Source organism: Enterococcus sp. 12C11_DIV0727, assembly GCF_002148425.2.
In the GTDB taxonomy this organism is placed as follows: domain Bacteria; phylum Bacillota; class Bacilli; order Lactobacillales; family Enterococcaceae; genus Enterococcus_L; species Enterococcus_L lemimoniae.
This window is the reverse complement of record NZ_CP147248.1, coordinates 1630513-1649737: the sequence shown is the minus strand read 5'-3', so window position 1 is coordinate 1649737 and position 19225 is coordinate 1630513. Positions and strand designations below refer to the sequence as shown.

Genomic DNA, 19225 nt, shown 5'->3' with positions numbered 1-19225 from the left:
CTTTTAAACCAAAAACGAAAACAAACGAAAATAAAAGTTGACAAAACGAAAGTGAAAAGTTAATATGAGTGTATACAAAGAAAGAGGTGGAGAAAATGAAAATCGGGATCGGTTCAGACCACAATGCATTTGAAATGAAAACTCAATTAAAAGAACATATCGAAACTTTAGGAATAGAAGTCATCGATTTTGGCTGTTTTTCACCAGAAGAAGTAGATTATCCTTCTATTGCTTTTGAGGTAGCAAATGGTATTAATGATGGAAAAATTGAACGAGGTATCTTAGTTTGTGGAACAGGTATTGGCATGGCGATGGCCGCTAACAAAGTTCCAGGGGTTAGGGCAGCACAATGTCATGATACCTATTCTGCAGAACGTGCCCAGTTAAGTAACAATGCGCAAATCATTACAATGGGCTCAAAAGTTATTGGAATAGAAGTAGCAAAGAAAGTTGTTTCGGAATATCTTTCTGTCAAGTTTGAAGGCGGGAATTCTGCACGTAAAATTGATCAAATTATGCAAAAAGAATCAGAAGTTGCCAAATAAAAATGCAAAGAAAAGGAGCCGGATAAATGAAATTTTTTCTTGATACAGCTAATACTGAAGAAATCAAAAGAATCAATGAGCTTGGTTTAGTAGATGGTGTGACAACTAATCCAACAATCATCGCTAAAGAAGGAAGAGACTTTAAAGAAGTCATTGTTGAGATTTGTGAACTGGTAGAAGGTCCTGTAAGCGCTGAGATCATCGCACTAGATACGCAAGGCATGATCCAAGAAGCTAGAGATATAGCCAAATGGGCCGACAATGTTGTTGTAAAAATCCCTATGACAGAAGCAGGATTGAAAGCGGTTCATATTTTAAGTGAAGAAAATATACAAACAAATGTGACGTTGGTTTTTACCGTTGCACAAGGATTGATGGCAGCAAAAGCAGGGGCAACATTTATCAGTCCGTTTGTGGGTAGACTAGATGATATCGGCACAGATAGCTTAGCTTTAATCAAAAATTTAAGAAATGTCCTGGATCAGTATGGTTATGCTACTGAAATTATAGCAGCCAGCATTCGAAATTTGAAGCATGTCGAAGATGTGGCAGAATTAGGAGCAGATATAGCAACGATTCCTGGAAGTATTTTTCCAAAACTGTGGTCTCATCCTTTAACGGATGCTGGAATCAAAGCATTTATGAATGACTGGGAAAATTTTACAAAGTAAATGAAGACCTGACCTCTTGGAATAATTGCTACTCCAAGAGGTCTGAGTAAAGGGTAGGAGGAGCTAGTGATGACAAAAAGAAAACCTATCGTAGGAATTAGCTTAAAAATGTATCAAAATCAGATCAAGGAAGCTCAACGATTTGCTAAAAGGATTTCTGAGTTAACAGGGCAAGTCGAAGAAGTGGAGCAATTTATGTGTCCAGGGATGGGTGTTCTTTATCCAGTTTCAGTAATGATTAAGCATTCTAAGATTGGTTTAGGTGCTCAAAATATGGCCCCTGTTGCTTATGGTGCATATACAGGAGAATTCTCGATTGATTCGTTACTGGATATGGAGGGAACGTATGTAGAATTAGGACATATAGAACGACGGGCGATTTTTGGTGAAAGTGATGACTTGATCAACCAAAAAGTATTATTGGCTTTAGAAAAAGGGGTGGCCCCTGTTCTTTGTATTGGAGAATTGGATCATAGTGACGATTACCAAGAAATAAAAAATTTATTAATGAAGCAATTATTCTTAGCGCTTAACCAAGTTCCTAAAGACCAAGCTGAAAAAGTTATTTTAGCATATGAGCCAGCTTGGGCAGTTGGGAAAACACTAGCAGCTAGTGCAGTTCACGTCCATGCCGTTCATGCTGCTATTAGAGAATGTTTAACAACGCTTTATTCACATAAAATAGCTCAAAAAATGCGTATTATTTATGGTGGTTCAGTTTCACAAGAAAATGTTCAGTTGATTGTTTCGAATGAAAATGTTGATGGAGTTTTTGTCGGGCGATTTGGTCATGATCCTGAACGTTATGCGAACATCGTTAAGACAGTCAAAATGATCAAGGAGGTTTAGGGATGTTTGGAATAATATTGGTCTCTCATAGTCAAAAAATTACAGATGGAACAAAAGAAATGATTGAAGAAATGACAGGTGAATTAGAGGGCGTTAGGGTTATTTCAGCAGGTGGTACAGGCGATGGACGCTTAGGAACGAATTCAGTCATGATTATGGACTATATAGAGGCTTGTCAGGATTGCGACCATATTTTGATTTTCTGCGATATTGGAAGCGCTATTTTGAGTTCGGAAACAGCCATCGATTTGATTGAAGATGATGGATTAAAAGGGAAGGTAGAAATCATGGATTGTCCATTAGTAGAAGGTGCTTTTGCTGCTGCTGTTCAAGCGTCCGTTTCACAAAACAAACAATTAGTTGTTGCAGAGTTAAGTCATTTATAAAAGAAAAGGAGCAAAACAATGAAGTTCATACGAGGATTGGTTGGCTACACAATTGCTGGAATGTTAGTGATGGCAGTCTGGGGACAGTTAGGTGCTTTTGGAATTTTTGGTGGTTACTTAGCAGCTTTTATCATTATTGGTCCGATGTGGTTTATGAATCATTTTGTTAACTTAGTAGGAAATAAAGATGATGCTGCATTTGTTGATATGGGGCTAGCGATCGGCGTATGTGGAATTATGCGGGATACATTTATGAATGGAACTGAGAGCCTAGTATCTTCATTACCAACAATTGGTTTAGTTGTAGTCGGTGCGATTCTTGGCGGAATTGTCGCTGCAGCGTTTGAAAAAAATATGGCAAAAGATGACGAGTATGAAGAAACTGCACCAGAGCCTGGCATGACGGGAAAAGAATTGGATCGTTTAGCAGAAACGGAATAAAGGGGAGAATAAAAAATGACGATTAGTTTAGGGATTGCAACAATTTTAGGTGGTTTTTTATTTCCATTTGTGGTTCGGATGATCTGGGGAAAAATGGTTGATCAATGGGGGGCGATTGGCGGTTGGATGGCAGCGGCATTTGTTGTTGGAACTATTTGGTGTATCAATCATGGAATTTCCACACCGATGATCACACAATCTGGAACAGCGTGGGTCGACATGGGATTATCTGCTGGCGTAGGTGTTTGGGTTGCTTCTGCATTAACAGGAGGCAGTGTGAAAAAATCATATAGAAATATTTTAGCAGCAGTTTCAGGTGGTATTCTTGGTGGATTCTTATTGTCATTATTTTTATAAAACAGAGGAGAGATTTAAATGAGAAGATTAGTAAATGATGGATATGAAGTAGTTGAAGAGATGCTGGCAGGTTATTGCGCTGCCCATGAAGAGTATGTCAAATTTGCTGGCAATGAAAGAGTTCTTGTTAGCAAAAAAATGAGTGAAGAACCCAAAGTACGCGTGATCGTCGGTGGTGGATCAGGACATGAACCTTTATTTATCGGGTATGTAGGAAAAAATTTTGCTGATGCTTCTGTTGTCGGTAATATCAACACTTCACCTGCACCAGATGCTTGTTATGATGCTGTAAAAGCTGTAGATAGTGGCAAAGGCTGCCTGTTCATGTACGGAAATTATGCTGGAGATGTGATGAACTTTGATATGGGAGCAGAACTTGCCGCAGAAGATGGTATTAGAGTTGAAACAGTCTTGATTACAGATGATGTATACTCAGCTAAAAATATTCCAGATCGTCGTGGTGTAGCTGGAGATGTTCCAGTATTTAAAGTTGCAGGAGCAGCGGCTGCTAAAGGATATGACTTAGATAGAGTGAAAGAATTAGCAGAAAAAGCGAATAGTAATACTTATTCTATGGGTGTTGCATTATCCTCATCCACATTGCCAGTGACAGGAAAAGCTATTTTCCAAATGGATGAAGGTGATATGGAAGTTGGTATGGGCATCCACGGTGAACCAGGAATCGAACGAAGTAAATTAGAACCAGCAGATAAAGTTGTGGATCAACTTTTGCACTATATTTTAGAAGATGCAAAAGCAAAGACCGGAGAAGAGTATCATGTGATGGTCAATGGTCTAGGTGGGTTACCTGTAATGGATCTATATGTTTGTTATCGCCGTGTTGCTGAAGTGCTAAAAGAAAAAGGAATCATGATCCATAGACCACTAGTAGGAAATTATGCAACGTCAATGGATATGGTTGGTATGTCGATCACAATTGTTAGGTTAGATGGTGAATTAAAGGAGTTGCTTGATATGTCATGTGATACGCCATATATGAAATTATAGAAAAGGAGAGTATGAGAATGGACTATAAAGGATATGATATAAATTTTGGCTTAGCTGATAAAGTGGTGATTGTCACTGGGGGATTGAGTGGAATCGGTGAGGCAATTGCAGAACTTTTTGTGAAAAAAGGGGCTGAAATTGTCATTTTTGATATAAAAGAAGAAACAGAGCAACTTGTTTCAGAAAAATTCAAAGAAAAGGGTTTAGGTATCAAAGTAGATGTTACCAATAAAAATAGTGTGATTACGGCTGTCGCAGCAGCAAAAAAATATTTTGGGAAAATCGATATTTTAGTTAATTCTGCTGGCGTTGCTTTATTGGATGATGCTGAAAACTTGTCAGAAGAGTACTGGGATAAAACATTTGGAATCAATGTGAAAGGTAGCTTTTTAGTGGCACAAGCAGTGGGGAATGAATTGATCGATGCTAATGGTGGGAAAATTATCAATATGGCATCACAAGCTGCTATGGTAGCTTTAGATAATCATGTTGCATATTGCGCGAGTAAAGGTGCAATTGTTTCGATGACAAAAGTGTTAGCCTATGAATGGGCACAATATAATATTAATGTAAACTGTATTTCTCCAACCGTTATTTTGACTGAGCTAGGTAAAAAAGCTTGGGCAGGTCAAGTGGGCGAAGAGATGAAAAAACAAATTCCAGCTGGTCGCTTCGGCTATCCAGAAGAGGTGGCTGCTTGTGCACTCTTCTTGGCGACTGATGCATCAAACTTGATCACTGGAGAAAATCTTGTGATTGATGGTGGATATACGATCAAATAACAATATAGGTATTAAGTAATAATTTGTTTTTTCAATTATTACTTAATACCTAAAAGAATTTTATTTTAGATGGGAGTAATGAACGATGACAACAGCAGTAATCGCAAATAAAGACTTTTTTAGAAATTCACTTATGAAAATGGCAGAGCTATCAGAAGAACAAAGAGATTATTGGACTTCTTTGGATTCTAATATTGGAGATGGGGATCACGGTATCAATTTGAGCATTGGTTTCCGTGGGATTTCTAAAGAGATTGACGAGCTAGATAAAACAACCAAAGATATCAACTCATTACTTAAAAAATCTGGAATGATTCTACTCTCTAAAGTAGGTGGAGCGTCAGGACCATTATACGGTAGCTTTTTTATAAAAATGGGAAAAGACGTTGAAGGAAAAACAGAAGTCACCTTTTCAGAATTTGTCGATATGCTGCAATCCGGTATTGATGCTATTCAAGCCCGAGGAAAAGCAGTGTTGCAGGATAAAACAATGTTGGATGCATTATTGCCCGGGATTGACTATCTACAAGCACACAAAACAGACGATGATTATCTGACCGTGATGGAAAAAGCAATCCAAATTATGCAAAAAGGTGCAGAATCCACAATCCCTTTAATTGCTAAAAAAGGTCGTGCAATGCGTCTTGGTGAACGCGCAATCGGGCACAAAGATCCTGGGGCAGAATCATCGTGGATGTTGCTCAATGTCTTTTATGAAGAAATGAAAAATACTAAATAAAGCAGGTTGTGTAGTATGAAAAAACTAGAGAAAAAAGCGCAAGAATTGAGAATCATGATTATTCAATCGTTGGCAGCCGCAGGCTCAGGACATCCAGGTGGCTCACTATCAGCAATCGATATTTTAACAACCTTATATTATCAAGAAATGACAATCAATACGCAAAACTATCAACAGAGAAACAGAGATCATTTTGTTTTATCAAAAGGACATGGGGCGCCGGCACTCTATGCAGTATTAGCAGATAAAGGCTTTTTTCCAAAGAGTGATTTAATGCAATTACGTAAATTTGGCAGTCACTTGCAAGGGCATCCAGATAGGAATAAAACATATGGTGTTGACGTATCAAGTGGTTCATTAGGGCAAGGGTTATCGATTGCAAACGGGTTGGCATTAGCAAAAAAAATCGATAATAGTGATTGCTATACTTTTGTTCTTCTAGGCGATGGTGAACTTCAAGAAGGGCAAGTCTGGGAAGCTGTGATGAGTGCGGCTCATTATCAGTTGAATCGGATCATTGTACTTATTGATCACAATGGCTTGCAAATAGATGGTACAAATGATGTAATCATGGGCGTTAATGATATCGGTGCAAAATTCACCAGTTTCAATTGGCATGTTCTCCATGCAAATGGACACGATATCCCGTCGATTGCCAAAGCGGTCCAAATGGCAAAAAAACAAACGAGCGCACCAACTGTTATTGTTTGCGAAACGATCAAAGGCAAAGGTGTCAGTTTTATGGAAAATCAAGTATCATGGCATGGAAAAGCTCCTTCAAAAGAAGAAGCAGAAAAAGCCTTAGCTGAATTAAAGGGGGCAGAATAATATGGAAAAAGCAACAAGGCAGGCATACGGTGAAACCTTGGTAAAACTAAAATAACATCCAGATTTAGTTGTTTTAGATGCTGATCTATCCGCTGCAACCAAAACAGATATTTTTGCGAAGCAAGCACCAAATAATACAATATGGGAATCTCAGAAGCTGATATGATTGGTACTGCAGCGGGGCTAGCACTAGGTGGAAAACGTCCTTTTGCAAGTAGTTTTGCACTATTCGCCGCAGGTAGAGCGTATGAACAGATTCGTAACAGCGTGGCATATCCACATTTAAATGTAACGATTGCGGCGACCCATGCAGGAATAACAGTAGGAGAAGATGGTGGTTCACATCAAGCGATTGAAGATATTGCATTGATGCGAGTGATTCCTGGAATGACTATTTTGAATCCTGTTGATGATTTAGAAACAGAAGCTGCTATTGAATCGATAATGGAACACACGGGTCCTGTTTATTTACGCTTAGGTCGTTTAGCAGTGACAAGAGTTCATTTAGAAAAGCCAACTTTCAACATTGGTTGTGGTGAGACCCTGACCACAGGGGGAGATGGCACTATAATAGCTACTGGATTAATGGTGCAAGAAGCGTTAATGGCTGCAGAAGCGTTAAAGAAGGCAGGAATTTCTATTCGTGTCTTGAATTTCTCCACGATTAAACCGTTAGATGAAAAGCTTGTATTGTCGGCAGCTAAAGAAACCCCATGGTTAATTACTGCAGAAGAACATAGCATAATCGGTGGTCTTGGTTCAGCTGTTTCTGAATATCTTTCTGAAAATTATCCTACAAAAATCGTAAAAATCGGTTTCAAGATCGTTTTGGTCAATCAGGAGATCCTGCCTTATTAAAAGAAAAATACGGATTGACTGCTGAAAATTTGATTAAAACAGTGAAAATATTATCTTTATAGCAAAGAGCGAGGTTGGGACAAAAGTGTTTAACTCCGAGAACCAAGTCCTTCAATTCTTAGTATTGTTGACGCTTAGAGATTGATGAAATCGAAACGTAGTGTAATAGGGACTGTGCAACAATGTTTAGCTGCGACGAGTCTTTGACGAGAAAGCATCAGCTCGTACCGCGCTGTTTTTTTACAGCAATAAGAAGGAGTTGCTTCTGCAACTACGGTTCTCGTTTCACTCTGATCCTCGAAGTAGGGATGACCGTTTGCTCCCGCTGTTTATTCAGATACGAAGAGCCTGAAACATAACTTTTTGAGTTATGTCTCAGGCTCTTCATTTAAATAAAATCTTCCCTTTGACAAACCATAAAAAAAGAGCTATTATTAATATAAGAATCGACTACGTGTGTAGTTGAGTTTGGTAGTCCGACCAGAAATCAATAAAAAGGAGACTTTTTATGTCAGAAAAGAAAAAAGCCTTAAACATTACTGACGCTGAATGGGAAGTTATGCGTGTTGCTTGGGCTACAGAGGAAACGACAAGCAAAGAAGTGACTGAGATCTTAAATGAAAAGACTGAATGGAAAAGTACTACAGTTAAAACATTATTAAGTCGTTTAGTCGATAAAGGTCTACTTGGAACGAAGCGCAATGGCAATAAATTCAACTATTTTCCATTAGTAGAAGAGCGCAAAAGTATCGAGGCACTTTCAGAAGAAATGCTGGCCAAAGTTTGTAGCAAAAAAGTCGGAAAAGTTCTTGAGACGATCATTACTGATAGTTTATTAAGTTTTCAAGATCTCGATGAGCTAGAAGCCTTATTAAAAGAGAAACGCAAATCAGCTGTGGATGTCGTACCTTGTAACTGTATACCTGGACAATGTCAGTGCCATTTAGTTAAACCAAGCGTATCAAAAAATTAGAAGGAGTGTTTATAAATGGAAAAAACAGTAACGATCAACGGAATGAAATGCGATGGTTGTGTAAATATCGTTAAAGAAAACTTTGAAAAAATTGCAGGTGTTCAATCTGCTAGTGTTGATTTAGAGAAAAAATCTGCATCTGTAACAAGTGACAGAGAAATCTCAAATGATGAGTTACAAAACTCATTGTCAGAAACTAAATTTACTGTAGCTTAAAAAGTAGATTGCGACTAAAAATTATCTATTACAACTCAAAGAGGCCGAGAAAAAAAGGGTTTATTTCCGAATGAGCTGCTTTTTTCTCGCCGTTTATTCGGATTTAGAGAGCTGACAAAACTGATCTTTAGTTTTGTCAGCTCTCTTTTTTTGTATACTAAAACTGTAACTATTTTTTTCACTAAATGTCTGCGCTTACATTCTTGCCAATAAATAGTGCAACAATCTCTACTAATCAATTGTTCCGCATCATTATATAATAAAACCAAGCAAGGAGAGAAGCAGATGAAAGATCGAACAATCCAACTATTCAACCGTTTTATTTGGTCGGACTATCCTTTGACTTTAGGCGAGCTAAGCGAAGATTTTCAACTCAGTAACAGAACAATCAGAAATGAGATTAAAGAAATCAATATTTTTCTTAATGAACGAAAATTACCTGAAATTAAAACGATCCGCAACAGAGGAATGCTTTTAAAGCTAGAGCAAAAGGAAAGGAAATTATTGGAGGGGTATCTGGATGAAAAAGATGAATTCGATTACTTAAATCGAGAAGAACGAATTTTTGACCTAATTTTAGCATTTTCTTTATCGGAGCAGCCTGTGTTTTTATATCAAAAAGAATCAGAGTACCAAATCTCAAAAAGTACAATGGATGAAGATATGCGCAGGGTCAGAACGATTCTTTTAGAATATGGACTCGAGGTTCTGAGTATACCTAAGCAAGGGATTATTTTGAAAGGCTCCGAACGAACCATTCGAACCATGATTTACGATGTGATTAACCAAACTATTGATAGTTTGCGTTTTCTTGAGGGAAATGAAGTGGGCTTGAGTACTTCAGAAAAATATCTATTTCGCTATATTCCTAAGCATATATTGAAGAAAATCGATCAGGTCTATCATCAGACAATTTCTGCACGAGAGGACCTTTACCGAAATCAACTGGTCATGTTTACAGCTATTTGGCTAAGCCGTTATTTAAGGCAGGAATTGATTATGAACTCTTCTTGGGAAGAGGTTGAGCCAGCTCAAAATAAGCTCCAGACGTTTATCAATCAATTGTGCCGAATACTTGCTGTCAGACCGCCTAGCTCAGAAATAAACTATATTATTTTCATGCTGGAAACCTTTAACACTGGTAGTATCAGCAACTCTGTAGAATGGGTACAAGCACAATTATTATCGATTCAGCTCATCCAATTCGTCGAGCAAACGACAAAAATTCCTTTTTCCAAGAAAGAAGAATCGCTTCATGAAGGATTGTATCGGCATATGGCTGGCTTGATTAGCCGGGTAAAAAGCGAAATACACATTTTAAATCCTTTAAAGGAAACGGTTAAACGATATTATGGAAATATTTATTTTGCGATTGAAAAATTTGCACCAACGATTGAAGTCATTACCAAAAATGAGCTAAGTGAAGATGAAATGGCCTTTTTGACGATTCATTTTTCTACCTCTGTCAGTGCAATCAATCAAGAATTGACCTATACCTATAAAGCTGTTGTGATTTGCAATCACGGTACAGCAACAGGTCGGTTATTGGCAGAACATTTGAAAGAATTGTTCAATATCGATGTACTGGCTGTCTTAAGTACAGGAGAAATGGAGCTAATCAAGAAATTGGATGTGGATTTGATTTTTTCAACGCTTAGTTTAACGTATCCAGAAAAACCAATTTTAGTTGTAGATCCGATCATCAAAGTAGAAAGTCGGAAAAACATCCAAGAATTCTTGGAGAGAAATAAACAATTTAAGCGTCTAATAAATAATGCCAATGATTCTACCGAATTGTTCTATACAGTTCTTGACTTGATCAAAGAAAGTGGTGGAATGATTTCTAGTAATATCTACCAACAATTAGAAAATACTTTTGATAAGAATCATTTAAAGATAAATAAAAGGGAGTTGCAGCCAATGCTGAAAGATGTCTTAAAGAAGAGCGATATCTTGTTATTAGAAAAATGTCCAGATTGGGAGAGCGCAATTCAACGAGTCGCACTTCCTTTATTAAGCGAAAATTGTATCAAAGAATCTTATGTGGAAGCAATGATTGCCTCTGTTAAAGAATTTGGTCCATATATCGTTATGGGAAAACATCTAGCGCTAGCCCATGCAAGACCCGAAGATGGGGTCAATAGATTAGGAATCAGTGTTGCAACATTGGCCGAACCTGTTGTGTTTGGTAATGAAGAAAATGATCCAGTGAAAATCATTTTTTGTTTAGCAGCAGTCGATTCATTTTCCCACTTAAATATCATGAAAAGCTTGATTGAATTGATTAATGATGAGACAAAAATCGAGCGTTTAGCTAGCTGTAATAATGTAACTGATTTTGAAGCAATCCTATATGAAGAAGCGTTAAAAGAAACAAAATAATACGAAGAAATGGAGCGGATTATCATGAAAAAATTAACAATTTTATTTGTTTGTGGAGCAGGGTTAGGCAGTAGTTTTGCGGCGCAAATGGCAGCAGAAGATGTATTAACACAGAAAGGAGTAGAAGCTAAACTTGAACATACAGATATCTCATCTGCCGTTTCAATGAATCCAGATATCATTATTACAGCTCAAAACTTTCAGACACAATTTGAAAAATTTAGTATTGATGAAGAAAAAACAGCGATCATTTATCTGAAAAATATTGTTTCAAAAGCCGAAATAGATGAAAAAATCACACCAGTTTTACAAGCAAAAGGCGCTATTTAGCGACAAGAATATAAATGGAGGTTTTTTATCATGGGGGTAGTTAATTTTATCATCGAAAACATTTTGACACAGGCATCGATCACGATTAGCTTGATTGCTATGCTGGGATTGATCTTGCAAAAAAAATCGATTGGGCAAGTTTTGTCGGGATCACTAAAAACCTTATTAGGGTTTCAAGTGTTAAGTGCGGGTTCCAGTATTATTGTAGGCAGTTTGACTTATTTTGGTGAGATTTTTACTAAAGGATTTCATATGCAAGGAATCATTCCTTCCATTGAAGCGATTAATGGACAAGCAATGAATGAACTTGGACTCGGTCGGGATATCGCGTTAACATTTTTAGCAATTTTTATTTTTAATATAGTGATTGCACGGTTTACGAAATGGAAATACATTTTCTTAACAGGGCAAGCTATTTTGTGGATGGCAACGATGACAACAGTATTTGGTTACTTTGCTGGACTTCGCGGGATTGTGTTGATTGTGGTTGGTGGATTTATTGGTGGTGTTTTTGCGGTGGCAATGCCTGCGATTGCACAGCCGTTTATTAGAAAGATAACAGGGTCGAATGATATTGCACTAGGTCATTTTTGTACGATAGGGTATTTATTTGAAGCTGGTGTTGCCTGGATTTTTGGTGAACGTGGTGAAAATAAGAAGTCTGTGGAAGATCTTAAGTTGCCGAAATCCTTTGAGTTTCTTCAAGATACGTATTTATCCGTGATGGTTGTAATGGTTCCTTTATATATCGTGACAGTATTGTTTGCAGGTGAAACGTTTGCAGCAACTTTATCTGGCAATCAAAATTATATTATGTTTGCCTTTTTGCAAGCAATTCAGTTTGTCGTTGGTGTTTACGTCCTGTTAGCAGGTGTTCGTTTACTACTGGGAGAAATCGTACCAGCTTTTAGAGGGATTGCGATGAAACTAGTGCCAAATGCAATTCCTGCTCTAGATTGTCCTGTTTTTTTTCCTTACAGCCCAAATGCAGTAATTCTAGGATTTATTACAACAACGATCGGAGCGGTTTTGGCGATGTTCATTCTACCAACGTTTGGCTTAGCGATGATTTTACCAGGAATGTTGACCAATTTTTTTGCAGGTGGTACAGCCGGGATTTTTGGTAATGCAGTTGGTGGCAGACGTGGTGCAATCATTGGTGGGATCGCACATGGATTCTTTATCACTTTATTACCAGCACTATTAGTGACGATTTTCAACAGTATGGGCTTTATCAATGCTACAGCAACAGATGTGGATACCGTTACGGCAGCACTTTTATATGCTTGGCTCATTAGCCCAATTACGAAGGCCTTTTAGGAAAGGAGTGAAACGATGTTTGATTTCTTAAAAAAGAAAAAAACAAAACCTATCAAAGCAGAAGTCGACGAGGTTTTAACAGAGGAACAAAAAAATGAATTACGTCAAGAAATTGCTGAACTTACTTTAGAAATCACAGCATCAGAACCAATAGATAGTGTGTTAGCTGAAAAACATGAAAAAGTCGGTTTGTTATTTGCACAACTAAGTGAAATCGACGAAGCAATCGCATCACTAGAAAAAAGTCAGTCCCATAAAAACAGTATTGGAGCAGGCTATAAAAAATTAATGAGTTTGTACAATCAAAAGCGAGCAGAGGCTGCTAAAAAGGGTGATGGAGCAGGCATTGATCAATGGATGAATAAAATGGATGATATGAGACAGATCGCTAAAAAAGTCACGATCAGTGGTTAGACAAATCAACAGATAGGGGATAAATAAATGTATACAACATTAAAAGAAGTTACAACAGTAGCTGAAAAACTGAACTTTACAGTGGGAGCGTTTAACGCTCATAATTTAGAAATGTTGCCAGAAATTATTCGAGCAGCGAAAGAAATGGGTGCTCCGATTATTATTCAAACCAGTGTGGATACAGCGAAATATATTGGTTATGATGTGTTAGTTTCTGTAGTGAAAACGATGGCTGATAGAGAAATGGTAGATGCAGTTCTTCACTTAGACCATGCAAGAAATTTTGATGATATCAAAGAGGCAATCGATCAAGGGTATACATCTGTAATGTATGATGGGTCTCATTTACCGTTTAAAGAAAATATTTTGAAAACGAAAGCTGTGGTAGAATATGCCCATCCACGAGGAGTCTCTGTTGAGGGGGAATTAGGAACGATTGGCGGCACAGAGGAAGGAATTCATGTAGAGGAAAATGACAAAGTCTACACAAAACCAGCAGATGCCCGTATATTTGTAGAAGCTACAGGAATTGATGCTTTAGCAATTGCGATTGGAACCAATCACGGTCAATTTAAGTCTAAAACAGAAGTCAACTTACCGTTGTTAAAAGAGATTCATGCCACAGTTGATATTCCTCTTGTAATCCACGGAGGAACTGGTGTAAAAGAAGAAGACTACCCAGAGCTGATCAATAACGGTATCCGAAAATTCAATGTTGGAACAGAACTTTTAGTTAATTGGACTAAAACGGCGAAAGAATCATTTGAAGCGACAGCCATTAATAAGTCTTTACGATACAATGTAATTCCTGCCAATGAAGTATGTCACGAAATTGTCAAACATAAAATAGGGTTATTTATGAATGTGGATAGCCCGCTTGTTATGAGGTAGGATTGGATGCAGAAACTTTTAATCTTACTTGCAGGTAGTCCCGCAACAGGGAAAACCTATTTGATTCAAAAAATCCAAGAACAGATTCCTGATCTATTTTTGATCACACCAGATGAAGGGAAGGAATTATTTGCCGATTCAGTTGGATTTGATACGCTTGATGAAAAGCAGCAGTTGGAACAAAGGGTTTGGCACTTTTATTATGGGGTTTTAGAATTATATATGGAGGCAGGAAAACAGGTGATCGTTTCAGAGTATCCATTTAGTGACAAACAAAAAGATAGACTCGCTCACTTTGCTGACACTTATGGATATGAAGTGATCACGATCCGTTTGGTTGCTGATTTTGAAGTCTTGTGGGAACGCAGAAAGAAACGGGATTTAGAGCCTGAGCGACATCTGAGTCATTTGATGACACATTACCATTTTCATGATCAATTAGAAAATCGCAACGAAGCAGACAATCATATTACAAAAGCTGCATTCAAACAAATTATTAACACAAGAGGTTATAATCAATTTCAGTTAGGAGAACTTCACGAATTTGATGTTACAGATTATCTGAAAGTTGATTATCGTTCTCTGATTGAATACTTGAAAAACAAGATCGAAAATAACCACTAAAAAATAAATAGAAAACGACAAAAATAGAGGCATCTCTGAAATTTCCAGTGAATGTCTCTATTTTGTATTGCTAAACGATTCAGTAAGTTAAATCCTTACTTGGCCTCTTTACGATAAACCATCAAATAGTTCATGAGCAAAACACCATTACGGTAATTGATTTTTTGTTCCACTACCTCAAATCCAAACGACTCAAAGAAAGGCTTCGCTGTGATCGATGAATAAACAATCAGTTCTTTTGCTCCTGCTTTAAGTGCATGATCCATTAAGTCTTGGACTAACATTTTTCCTATGCCATAGCCAATCCACTTTTTATCTACATACAAGTAACCAAGCTCACCCGTGTCAGATATATTACCGAAACCGATGATTTCCATTCTGTTTAATGCAACCATTGTATAACTAGACGATAGTTCAGCATCCCATTTATCGTAATCAGGTGATAGCTGTACCCATTGTTCGATCTGTTGTTGTGTATAATCTTTTTTATTGATTGCTTGAACAGTTCCGTTAAATATAGCAATTATGTTTTCTAAATCAGATTTTTGATATTTTCTTAAACTGAATACAGTCATTAGTTGTTCACTCCTATTCATTAAGCTTAGTTTAATCACATTAAAGAAATATGTCAAAGTATATTTTGCAGAATCGAGCATTTTTTAGCAAAATAATCTCCTCTATTAACTTATCAAGCAATCAAGTATAATAATTCTTAATAAACAAATGAGGTAAGCTGATATGCACAGGTTAGAAAAAGTAGGCAATATTCTCGCTGAACAAACTAAAAAGCAAAAAACAGTGGAACAATTGAAAGGGGTTACGGATCAAGAAATCAGTGAGGTGTTATCTTTAGTAAGAAACACTGTTAGTGAAGATTTGAATAAATTATTGACTAATCAAGAAGCGATCCGAGTTAAAAGTCGACCCGTTTTATTTTTCAGCAGACAAGAATTAGAAAAAAATATAGTTGTGTATTTGACGATCAGGTAACAGTGTTCAATCGTCGATCTAGAAATAGTAGATACAAGACCCGAAGATGTGAAGGCATTATTAGGTATGATCAAGAATACATTGGAAAAATAAAAGAGTAACGAGCTCGTGAAGCTAGATAAAAGTAAAAAAAGGTTGGGCCCCTCTCTTAGGGGCCCAACCTTTTTCTATTTTCCACGTATCGTCTGGATATCCTTATAGTATTTTTCGGTTAATGTTGTGTCTTTATTTGTGTAGTAATACAGCTTATTATTCGTCTTTATTTCTAAAATCGGTTTCTTATTTGTTAAAACAAGTAAATAAGCGGGTTCATTATTGATTTGAAATTCCCCAGTTAAATAATTTTCTGTTGCTGTTCCGTATAGTTTAAGTCGATCTTTAGGAAGCGTATTGATCAATTCTACAGATTCAATCTCATCCCAAGTGATTTTTCTGCTTTGACTTAAAGGAGCAGATAGAGAAATCCCATTATGTGATGTGCTCAATTCAAATGGATTGGCTGAAAAATCACTGATCACCATTGGAATACTAGCTCCAATTAAAGAAAATAAAACCAAAACACCGATTATCCCTAAAGCTAGTTTCCCAGCCGGTCGGCCTAAATTTACAGAGATATTCATCCCCACACGGTCCGGGATCATGATTCTTTTATCATTTGGATTAATATAAATGCCATACTTCCAATATTGATCTTCATCACTATAACGATATTCCTTTGCTTGTGCAATCAAATGATCCTGTTTTTTTCTTGATGAAAATAAATAGTAAAAAGTGAAAAGGACAAAGCCAAAAATGAGTAAGGCGTAACCCATTGAAAACAACATCATTTTTTCATAAGGAATTGAAACTGAGCTAACGGAAATAAACGCTAGCGGGCTCAAAACTAGTGCTGAAACAGCCATTAAAACAGACCAGTGATGCCGCATTTGATCATTGACTTGTTGATTAATTGTTTCATCACTTGTTAAAGGCTTAACAGGAAAACGTGCAATGAAATAATAGAAAAGTAAAAACATGGCTGACATTAGCAGTGAGATCAGACCAATGATCCAATTACCATTAGACAAACCAAGAGTTGTAAAAGAATAAATACAACCTAAAATAGTGATCAAAATACTAGGTAAAAACCACCAAATGGAAATTAATTTACGATTTTTATTAGCCACTAATGTGGTATCAACTAGGAGTGGGCTTGTAGGTAAAATCCAATTATTTTGGACTTTAACAGTCGTCATTTTGCGAATATAGATGACTTGCAAATAAAATGAGGTACCAATAAAGCAAAAGATCATTACTAGAAAATAAATCAATGTCAATGAATCATACGATATGGTAAGGATTGGAAGTGCAGCGACAGAGAAAATAAAAGCCCACTGTAGTAGCCGTTTCTTGTAAGTTCTACTAATCGTTAGAACCTGTTCATCTTGAAGTTTTTCTTTAGGTAAAGTTGTTTCTAAAATAATATTTTTATGCGGATTAGCAGGGATTCTACCTGCTAATGCCATTAAAAAGTTGACCCCAACAAGTAGTAAATATAGAAAGAAATTCATTTTCAACACACCTTTTACTGTTCAAATTTTTGATAAATCTGTTGGATTTCTGCTTGGATTTTTTTTTCAGATAATTGATGAATAGAAGCCTCGGCTAGCAATAATTCCAGTTCCTTTAAAAATCGGGTATAAAAAGGTGGATCCAGCGGTTGTTTTTCGGCTACTTTCGTTCCATTTCGACGATCAGTTAAAATATAACCATCATTTTTCAATGAAGTATAAGCTTTTGAAACAGTCATCATATTGACTCCGATTTCATCAGCCATTTGTCGAACAGAAGGTAAAATTTCACCTGGCTTCAACTTATTTGTAGCAATTCCAAGGATCAATTGATTACAGATCTGTTGATAGATCGGCATTTGACTTTGAGTATCTATCTCTAATAACATATTATCACCTCTTTTTTACTATTTTGTATTACATATGATAATACAAGTGATGCAAAAATGCAAATTTATCTTATCAAAAACTTGAGTGATTGAAGATTCAGGCATATAATGACAATGAGAACTAACCTTATAATTGAAAGGATGAATCAATATGTCAGTGATCGAACCAACTGTAACACAAAAATTTCACGATAGTTTCATAGAAAATAATAAACTAAACGCCTTACAACGTGGCGTTGTCAAAAATGGCATCACAGCATCTGCTCAAAATCAACAGGCTGAAGTAAATAATGTGCCAGTATTTTCTGTCGATATTACCACAGGAAAAGTAGCCAACCAAAAACAAAGCGGACGTTGCTGGATGTTTGCTGCCTTAAACACTTTTAGACACAAAATGATCAATAGCTTCAACTTAAAAGATTTTGAACTTTCTCAAAACTATACATTTTTCTGGGATAAGTATGAAAAATCAAATTACTTCTATGAAAATATCATTGCGACAGCGGATCAAGAATTAGATAGCCGAAAGGTTGCATTCTTATTAGCAACACCACAGCAAGATGGTGGACAATGGGATATGATCGTCTCTCTTTTCCAAAAATACGGTGTAGTGCCAAAAACAGCTATGCCAGAAAGTAGCAATAGCTCAAATTCTAGAGACTTAAACAATTATCTAAACAAAAAACTAAGAAAAGACGCAACGATTTTGCGTGAGTTGATAACGGCTGGAAAATCAGCAGCCGAAGTTCAAGCGGTTAAAGAAACAATGTTAGAGGAAGTATATAATTTTCTAGCAACTTCATTAGGTACACCTCCGGAAACGTTTGATTTTGAATACCGTGATGAAGAGAAAAACTATCATTTAGATCAAAAGTTGACGCCTCAATCATTCTATGAAAAATACGTTGGCGTTAACCTGGATGACTATGTAAGTGTGATCAATGCACCCACAGCGGATAAACCTTACAATCAAACCTACACAGTAGAAATGCTAGGCAATGTCGTAGGCGGTAAAGAAGTGAAGTATATCAATGTGGACATGAGCACCTTTAAGAAACTTGCTGTGGCTCAATTAGAACAGGGTGAATCTGTTTGGTTTGGCTGTGATGTTGGTCAATCTTCAACTAGAGATAGTGGAATTATGTCTCTAGATGCTTATGATATGAACGATTTATTTGATATCGATTTTACGATGACGAAAGCACAGCGCTTAGATTTCGGTGAAAGTCTAATGACCCACGCGATGGTTTTAACGGGAGTAGATGTAATCGATGGTACTTCAACTAAATGGAAAGTAGAAAATAGCTGGGGAGAAAAAGTCGGCGATAAAGGATTTTTTGTGATGAGTGATGCTTGGATGGATGAATATACGTATCAAATCGTTATTCGTAAAGAGTTATTATCGAAAGAATTACAAGAAGTTTGGAAACAAGAACCAACCGTTTTAGCACCTTGGGATCCAATGGGCGCTTTAGCATAAAGATAAAAATTATACCCACCTCAAATGAGGTGGGTTCTTTTTATTACGCTAAGTCTACGGATATTTTCAAAAAGATTTTAGTGTGGTATAATTTGTATAGACAAAAGAAAGACGTTGACATTACTACCGCCTAAAGTAAGTAATATCAACGTTGACTGATTCACTAGGAATCTTTTTTTGATAAAGTAAGTGTATCATATGT

Annotated in this window: 24 protein-coding genes; 21 read left to right on the top strand and 3 right to left on the bottom strand. The window is 36.8% G+C overall.

Annotated features, from left to right (window positions below; all coding sequences use genetic code 11):
- Positions 1 to 95: 95 nt before the first annotated feature.
- The 19 genes from rpiB to A5866_RS07890 all read left to right on the top strand — a co-directional run bounded on the left by rpiB (position 96) and on the right by A5866_RS07890 (position 14614).
- The gene (gene rpiB / locus A5866_RS07980) at positions 96 to 545 is read left to right on the top strand and encodes a ribose 5-phosphate isomerase B (RefSeq protein ID WP_086278529.1); all 450 of its coding nucleotides are present in this window, start codon (positions 96 to 98) and stop codon (positions 543 to 545) included.
- Positions 546 to 571: 26 nt separating this feature from the next.
- Complete coding sequence (gene fsa, locus A5866_RS07975; RefSeq protein WP_086443869.1) at positions 572 to 1216, top strand: fructose-6-phosphate aldolase; 645 nt, start codon at positions 572 to 574, stop codon at positions 1214 to 1216.
- Positions 1217 to 1285: 69 nt separating this feature from the next.
- The gene (locus A5866_RS07970) at positions 1286 to 2065 is read left to right on the top strand and encodes a triose-phosphate isomerase family protein (RefSeq protein ID WP_086278531.1); all 780 of its coding nucleotides are present in this window, start codon (positions 1286 to 1288) and stop codon (positions 2063 to 2065) included.
- Positions 2066 to 2067: 2 nt separating this feature from the next.
- Positions 2068 to 2451 (top strand): dihydroxyacetone kinase phosphoryl donor subunit DhaM, encoded by a 384-nt coding sequence (gene dhaM, locus A5866_RS07965; protein ID WP_086278532.1) that lies wholly within the window; start codon positions 2068 to 2070, stop codon positions 2449 to 2451.
- Between the two features lie 18 nt (positions 2452 to 2469).
- Positions 2470 to 2892, top strand: coding sequence for a Lin0368 family putative glycerol transporter subunit (locus tag A5866_RS07960; protein WP_086278533.1), 423 nt, complete (start codon positions 2470 to 2472; stop codon positions 2890 to 2892).
- A 15-nt stretch (positions 2893 to 2907) separates the two neighbouring features.
- Positions 2908 to 3249: a Lin0368 family putative glycerol transporter subunit gene (locus A5866_RS07955; protein ID WP_086278534.1), complete on the top strand. Its 342-nt coding sequence runs from the start codon at positions 2908 to 2910 to the stop codon at positions 3247 to 3249.
- Positions 3250 to 3267: 18 nt separating this feature from the next.
- The gene (locus tag A5866_RS07950) at positions 3268 to 4257 is read left to right on the top strand and encodes a dihydroxyacetone kinase subunit DhaK (RefSeq protein WP_086443870.1); all 990 of its coding nucleotides are present in this window, start codon (positions 3268 to 3270) and stop codon (positions 4255 to 4257) included.
- 17 nt (positions 4258 to 4274) lie between these two features.
- Positions 4275 to 5039: an SDR family oxidoreductase gene (locus A5866_RS07945; RefSeq protein WP_086443871.1), complete on the top strand. Its 765-nt coding sequence runs from the start codon at positions 4275 to 4277 to the stop codon at positions 5037 to 5039.
- Between the two features lie 85 nt (positions 5040 to 5124).
- Positions 5125 to 5778 (top strand): dihydroxyacetone kinase subunit DhaL, encoded by a 654-nt coding sequence (dhaL, locus tag A5866_RS07940; RefSeq protein ID WP_086278537.1) that lies wholly within the window; start codon positions 5125 to 5127, stop codon positions 5776 to 5778.
- A gap of 15 nt (positions 5779 to 5793) precedes the next feature.
- Complete coding sequence (locus tag A5866_RS07935; RefSeq protein WP_086443872.1) at positions 5794 to 6606, top strand: transketolase; 813 nt, start codon at positions 5794 to 5796, stop codon at positions 6604 to 6606.
- 141 nt (positions 6607 to 6747) lie between these two features.
- On the top strand, positions 6748 to 7464 hold the full coding sequence (locus tag A5866_RS07930; RefSeq protein ID WP_254907517.1) for a transketolase family protein: 717 nt from the start codon (positions 6748 to 6750) through the stop codon (positions 7462 to 7464).
- A 508-nt stretch (positions 7465 to 7972) separates the two neighbouring features.
- Entirely contained in the window at positions 7973 to 8437 is a 465-nt protein-coding gene (locus A5866_RS07925) for a CopY/TcrY family copper transport repressor (protein ID WP_086443873.1), read from the top strand.
- A 15-nt stretch (positions 8438 to 8452) separates the two neighbouring features.
- Entirely contained in the window at positions 8453 to 8653 is a 201-nt protein-coding gene (locus A5866_RS07920) for a heavy-metal-associated domain-containing protein (protein ID WP_086443874.1), read from the top strand.
- A 285-nt stretch (positions 8654 to 8938) separates the two neighbouring features.
- On the top strand, positions 8939 to 11035 hold the full coding sequence (locus A5866_RS07915) for a BglG family transcription antiterminator (RefSeq protein ID WP_086443875.1): 2097 nt from the start codon (positions 8939 to 8941) through the stop codon (positions 11033 to 11035).
- 24 nt (positions 11036 to 11059) lie between these two features.
- Entirely contained in the window at positions 11060 to 11365 is a 306-nt protein-coding gene (locus A5866_RS07910) for a PTS sugar transporter subunit IIB (protein ID WP_086443876.1), read from the top strand.
- Positions 11366 to 11395: 30 nt separating this feature from the next.
- A complete protein-coding gene (locus tag A5866_RS07905) occupies positions 11396 to 12685 on the top strand; it encodes a PTS sugar transporter subunit IIC (RefSeq protein WP_086443877.1) in 1290 nt (429 codons plus the stop codon).
- Between the two features lie 15 nt (positions 12686 to 12700).
- Positions 12701 to 13099: a hypothetical protein gene (locus tag A5866_RS07900; protein WP_086443878.1), complete on the top strand. Its 399-nt coding sequence runs from the start codon at positions 12701 to 12703 to the stop codon at positions 13097 to 13099.
- A gap of 27 nt (positions 13100 to 13126) precedes the next feature.
- Entirely contained in the window at positions 13127 to 13990 is an 864-nt protein-coding gene (locus A5866_RS07895) for a class II fructose-bisphosphate aldolase (protein WP_086443879.1), read from the top strand.
- 6 nt (positions 13991 to 13996) lie between these two features.
- Positions 13997 to 14614: an AAA family ATPase gene (locus tag A5866_RS07890; RefSeq protein WP_086443880.1), complete on the top strand. Its 618-nt coding sequence runs from the start codon at positions 13997 to 13999 to the stop codon at positions 14612 to 14614.
- 95 nt (positions 14615 to 14709) lie between these two features.
- On the opposite strand, the gene A5866_RS07885 is transcribed toward A5866_RS07890, so the two are convergent.
- The gene (locus tag A5866_RS07885) at positions 14710 to 15189 is read right to left on the bottom strand and encodes a GNAT family N-acetyltransferase (RefSeq protein ID WP_086278548.1); all 480 of its coding nucleotides are present in this window, start codon (positions 15187 to 15189) and stop codon (positions 14710 to 14712) included.
- Between the two features lie 163 nt (positions 15190 to 15352).
- Here A5866_RS07885 and A5866_RS07880 point away from each other — a divergent pair, with 163 nt between their 5' ends.
- The gene (locus A5866_RS07880; RefSeq protein ID WP_086443881.1) at positions 15353 to 15604 is read left to right on the top strand and encodes a hypothetical protein; all 252 of its coding nucleotides are present in this window, start codon (positions 15353 to 15355) and stop codon (positions 15602 to 15604) included.
- A 167-nt stretch (positions 15605 to 15771) separates the two neighbouring features.
- Here the strand turns inward: A5866_RS07880 and A5866_RS07875 are convergent, their stop codons facing one another.
- Both A5866_RS07875 and A5866_RS07870 read right to left on the bottom strand, forming a co-directional pair.
- Positions 15772 to 17154: a DUF5808 domain-containing protein gene (locus A5866_RS07875; protein ID WP_086443882.1), complete on the bottom strand. Its 1383-nt coding sequence runs from the start codon at positions 17152 to 17154 to the stop codon at positions 15772 to 15774.
- 14 nt (positions 17155 to 17168) lie between these two features.
- Positions 17169 to 17543: a GntR family transcriptional regulator gene (locus A5866_RS07870; protein ID WP_086443883.1), complete on the bottom strand. Its 375-nt coding sequence runs from the start codon at positions 17541 to 17543 to the stop codon at positions 17169 to 17171.
- 151 nt (positions 17544 to 17694) lie between these two features.
- Between A5866_RS07870 and A5866_RS07865 the strand changes: the two genes are divergently transcribed.
- Positions 17695 to 19023 carry an aminopeptidase C gene (locus A5866_RS07865; protein ID WP_086443884.1) on the top strand — a complete coding sequence of 443 codons (1329 nt, stop codon included), beginning with the start codon at positions 17695 to 17697 and terminating at the stop codon, positions 19021 to 19023.
- Positions 19024 to 19225 lie beyond the last annotated feature (202 nt).

Bases quoted from the DNA above. Each gene is read 5' to 3' on its own strand.
- A5866_RS07955 (WP_086278534.1), top strand. From the start codon at position 2,908: ATGACGATTAGTTTAGGGATTGCAACAATTTTAGGTGGTTTTTTATTT.
- A5866_RS07920 (WP_086443874.1), top strand. From the start codon at position 8,453: ATGGAAAAAACAGTAACGATCAACGGAATGAAATGCGATGGTTGTGTA.
- A5866_RS07905 (WP_086443877.1), top strand. From the start codon at position 11,396: ATGGGGGTAGTTAATTTTATCATCGAAAACATTTTGACACAGGCATCG.
- A5866_RS07885 (WP_086278548.1), bottom strand. From the start codon at position 15,189: ATGACTGTATTCAGTTTAAGAAAATATCAAAAATCTGATTTAGAAAAC.
- A5866_RS07875 (WP_086443882.1), bottom strand. From the start codon at position 17,154: ATGAATTTCTTTCTATATTTACTACTTGTTGGGGTCAACTTTTTAATG.
- A5866_RS07910 (WP_086443876.1), top strand. From the start codon at position 11,060: ATGAAAAAATTAACAATTTTATTTGTTTGTGGAGCAGGGTTAGGCAGT.
- A5866_RS07890 (WP_086443880.1), top strand. From the start codon at position 13,997: ATGCAGAAACTTTTAATCTTACTTGCAGGTAGTCCCGCAACAGGGAAA.
- A5866_RS07880 (WP_086443881.1), top strand. From the start codon at position 15,353: ATGCACAGGTTAGAAAAAGTAGGCAATATTCTCGCTGAACAAACTAAA.
- A5866_RS07960 (WP_086278533.1), top strand. From the start codon at position 2,470: ATGAAGTTCATACGAGGATTGGTTGGCTACACAATTGCTGGAATGTTA.
- dhaM (WP_086278532.1), top strand. From the start codon at position 2,068: ATGTTTGGAATAATATTGGTCTCTCATAGTCAAAAAATTACAGATGGA.
- rpiB (WP_086278529.1), top strand. From the start codon at position 96: ATGAAAATCGGGATCGGTTCAGACCACAATGCATTTGAAATGAAAACT.
- A5866_RS07930 (WP_254907517.1), top strand. From the start codon at position 6,748: ATGGGAATCTCAGAAGCTGATATGATTGGTACTGCAGCGGGGCTAGCA.
- dhaL (WP_086278537.1), top strand. From the start codon at position 5,125: ATGACAACAGCAGTAATCGCAAATAAAGACTTTTTTAGAAATTCACTT.
- A5866_RS07915 (WP_086443875.1), top strand. From the start codon at position 8,939: ATGAAAGATCGAACAATCCAACTATTCAACCGTTTTATTTGGTCGGAC.
- A5866_RS07945 (WP_086443871.1), top strand. From the start codon at position 4,275: ATGGACTATAAAGGATATGATATAAATTTTGGCTTAGCTGATAAAGTG.
- A5866_RS07950 (WP_086443870.1), top strand. From the start codon at position 3,268: ATGAGAAGATTAGTAAATGATGGATATGAAGTAGTTGAAGAGATGCTG.
- A5866_RS07970 (WP_086278531.1), top strand. From the start codon at position 1,286: ATGACAAAAAGAAAACCTATCGTAGGAATTAGCTTAAAAATGTATCAA.
- A5866_RS07895 (WP_086443879.1), top strand. From the start codon at position 13,127: ATGTATACAACATTAAAAGAAGTTACAACAGTAGCTGAAAAACTGAAC.
- A5866_RS07925 (WP_086443873.1), top strand. From the start codon at position 7,973: ATGTCAGAAAAGAAAAAAGCCTTAAACATTACTGACGCTGAATGGGAA.
- A5866_RS07865 (WP_086443884.1), top strand. From the start codon at position 17,695: ATGTCAGTGATCGAACCAACTGTAACACAAAAATTTCACGATAGTTTC.
- fsa (WP_086443869.1), top strand. From the start codon at position 572: ATGAAATTTTTTCTTGATACAGCTAATACTGAAGAAATCAAAAGAATC.
- A5866_RS07870 (WP_086443883.1), bottom strand. From the start codon at position 17,543: ATGTTATTAGAGATAGATACTCAAAGTCAAATGCCGATCTATCAACAG.
- A5866_RS07935 (WP_086443872.1), top strand. From the start codon at position 5,794: ATGAAAAAACTAGAGAAAAAAGCGCAAGAATTGAGAATCATGATTATT.
- A5866_RS07900 (WP_086443878.1), top strand. From the start codon at position 12,701: ATGTTTGATTTCTTAAAAAAGAAAAAAACAAAACCTATCAAAGCAGAA.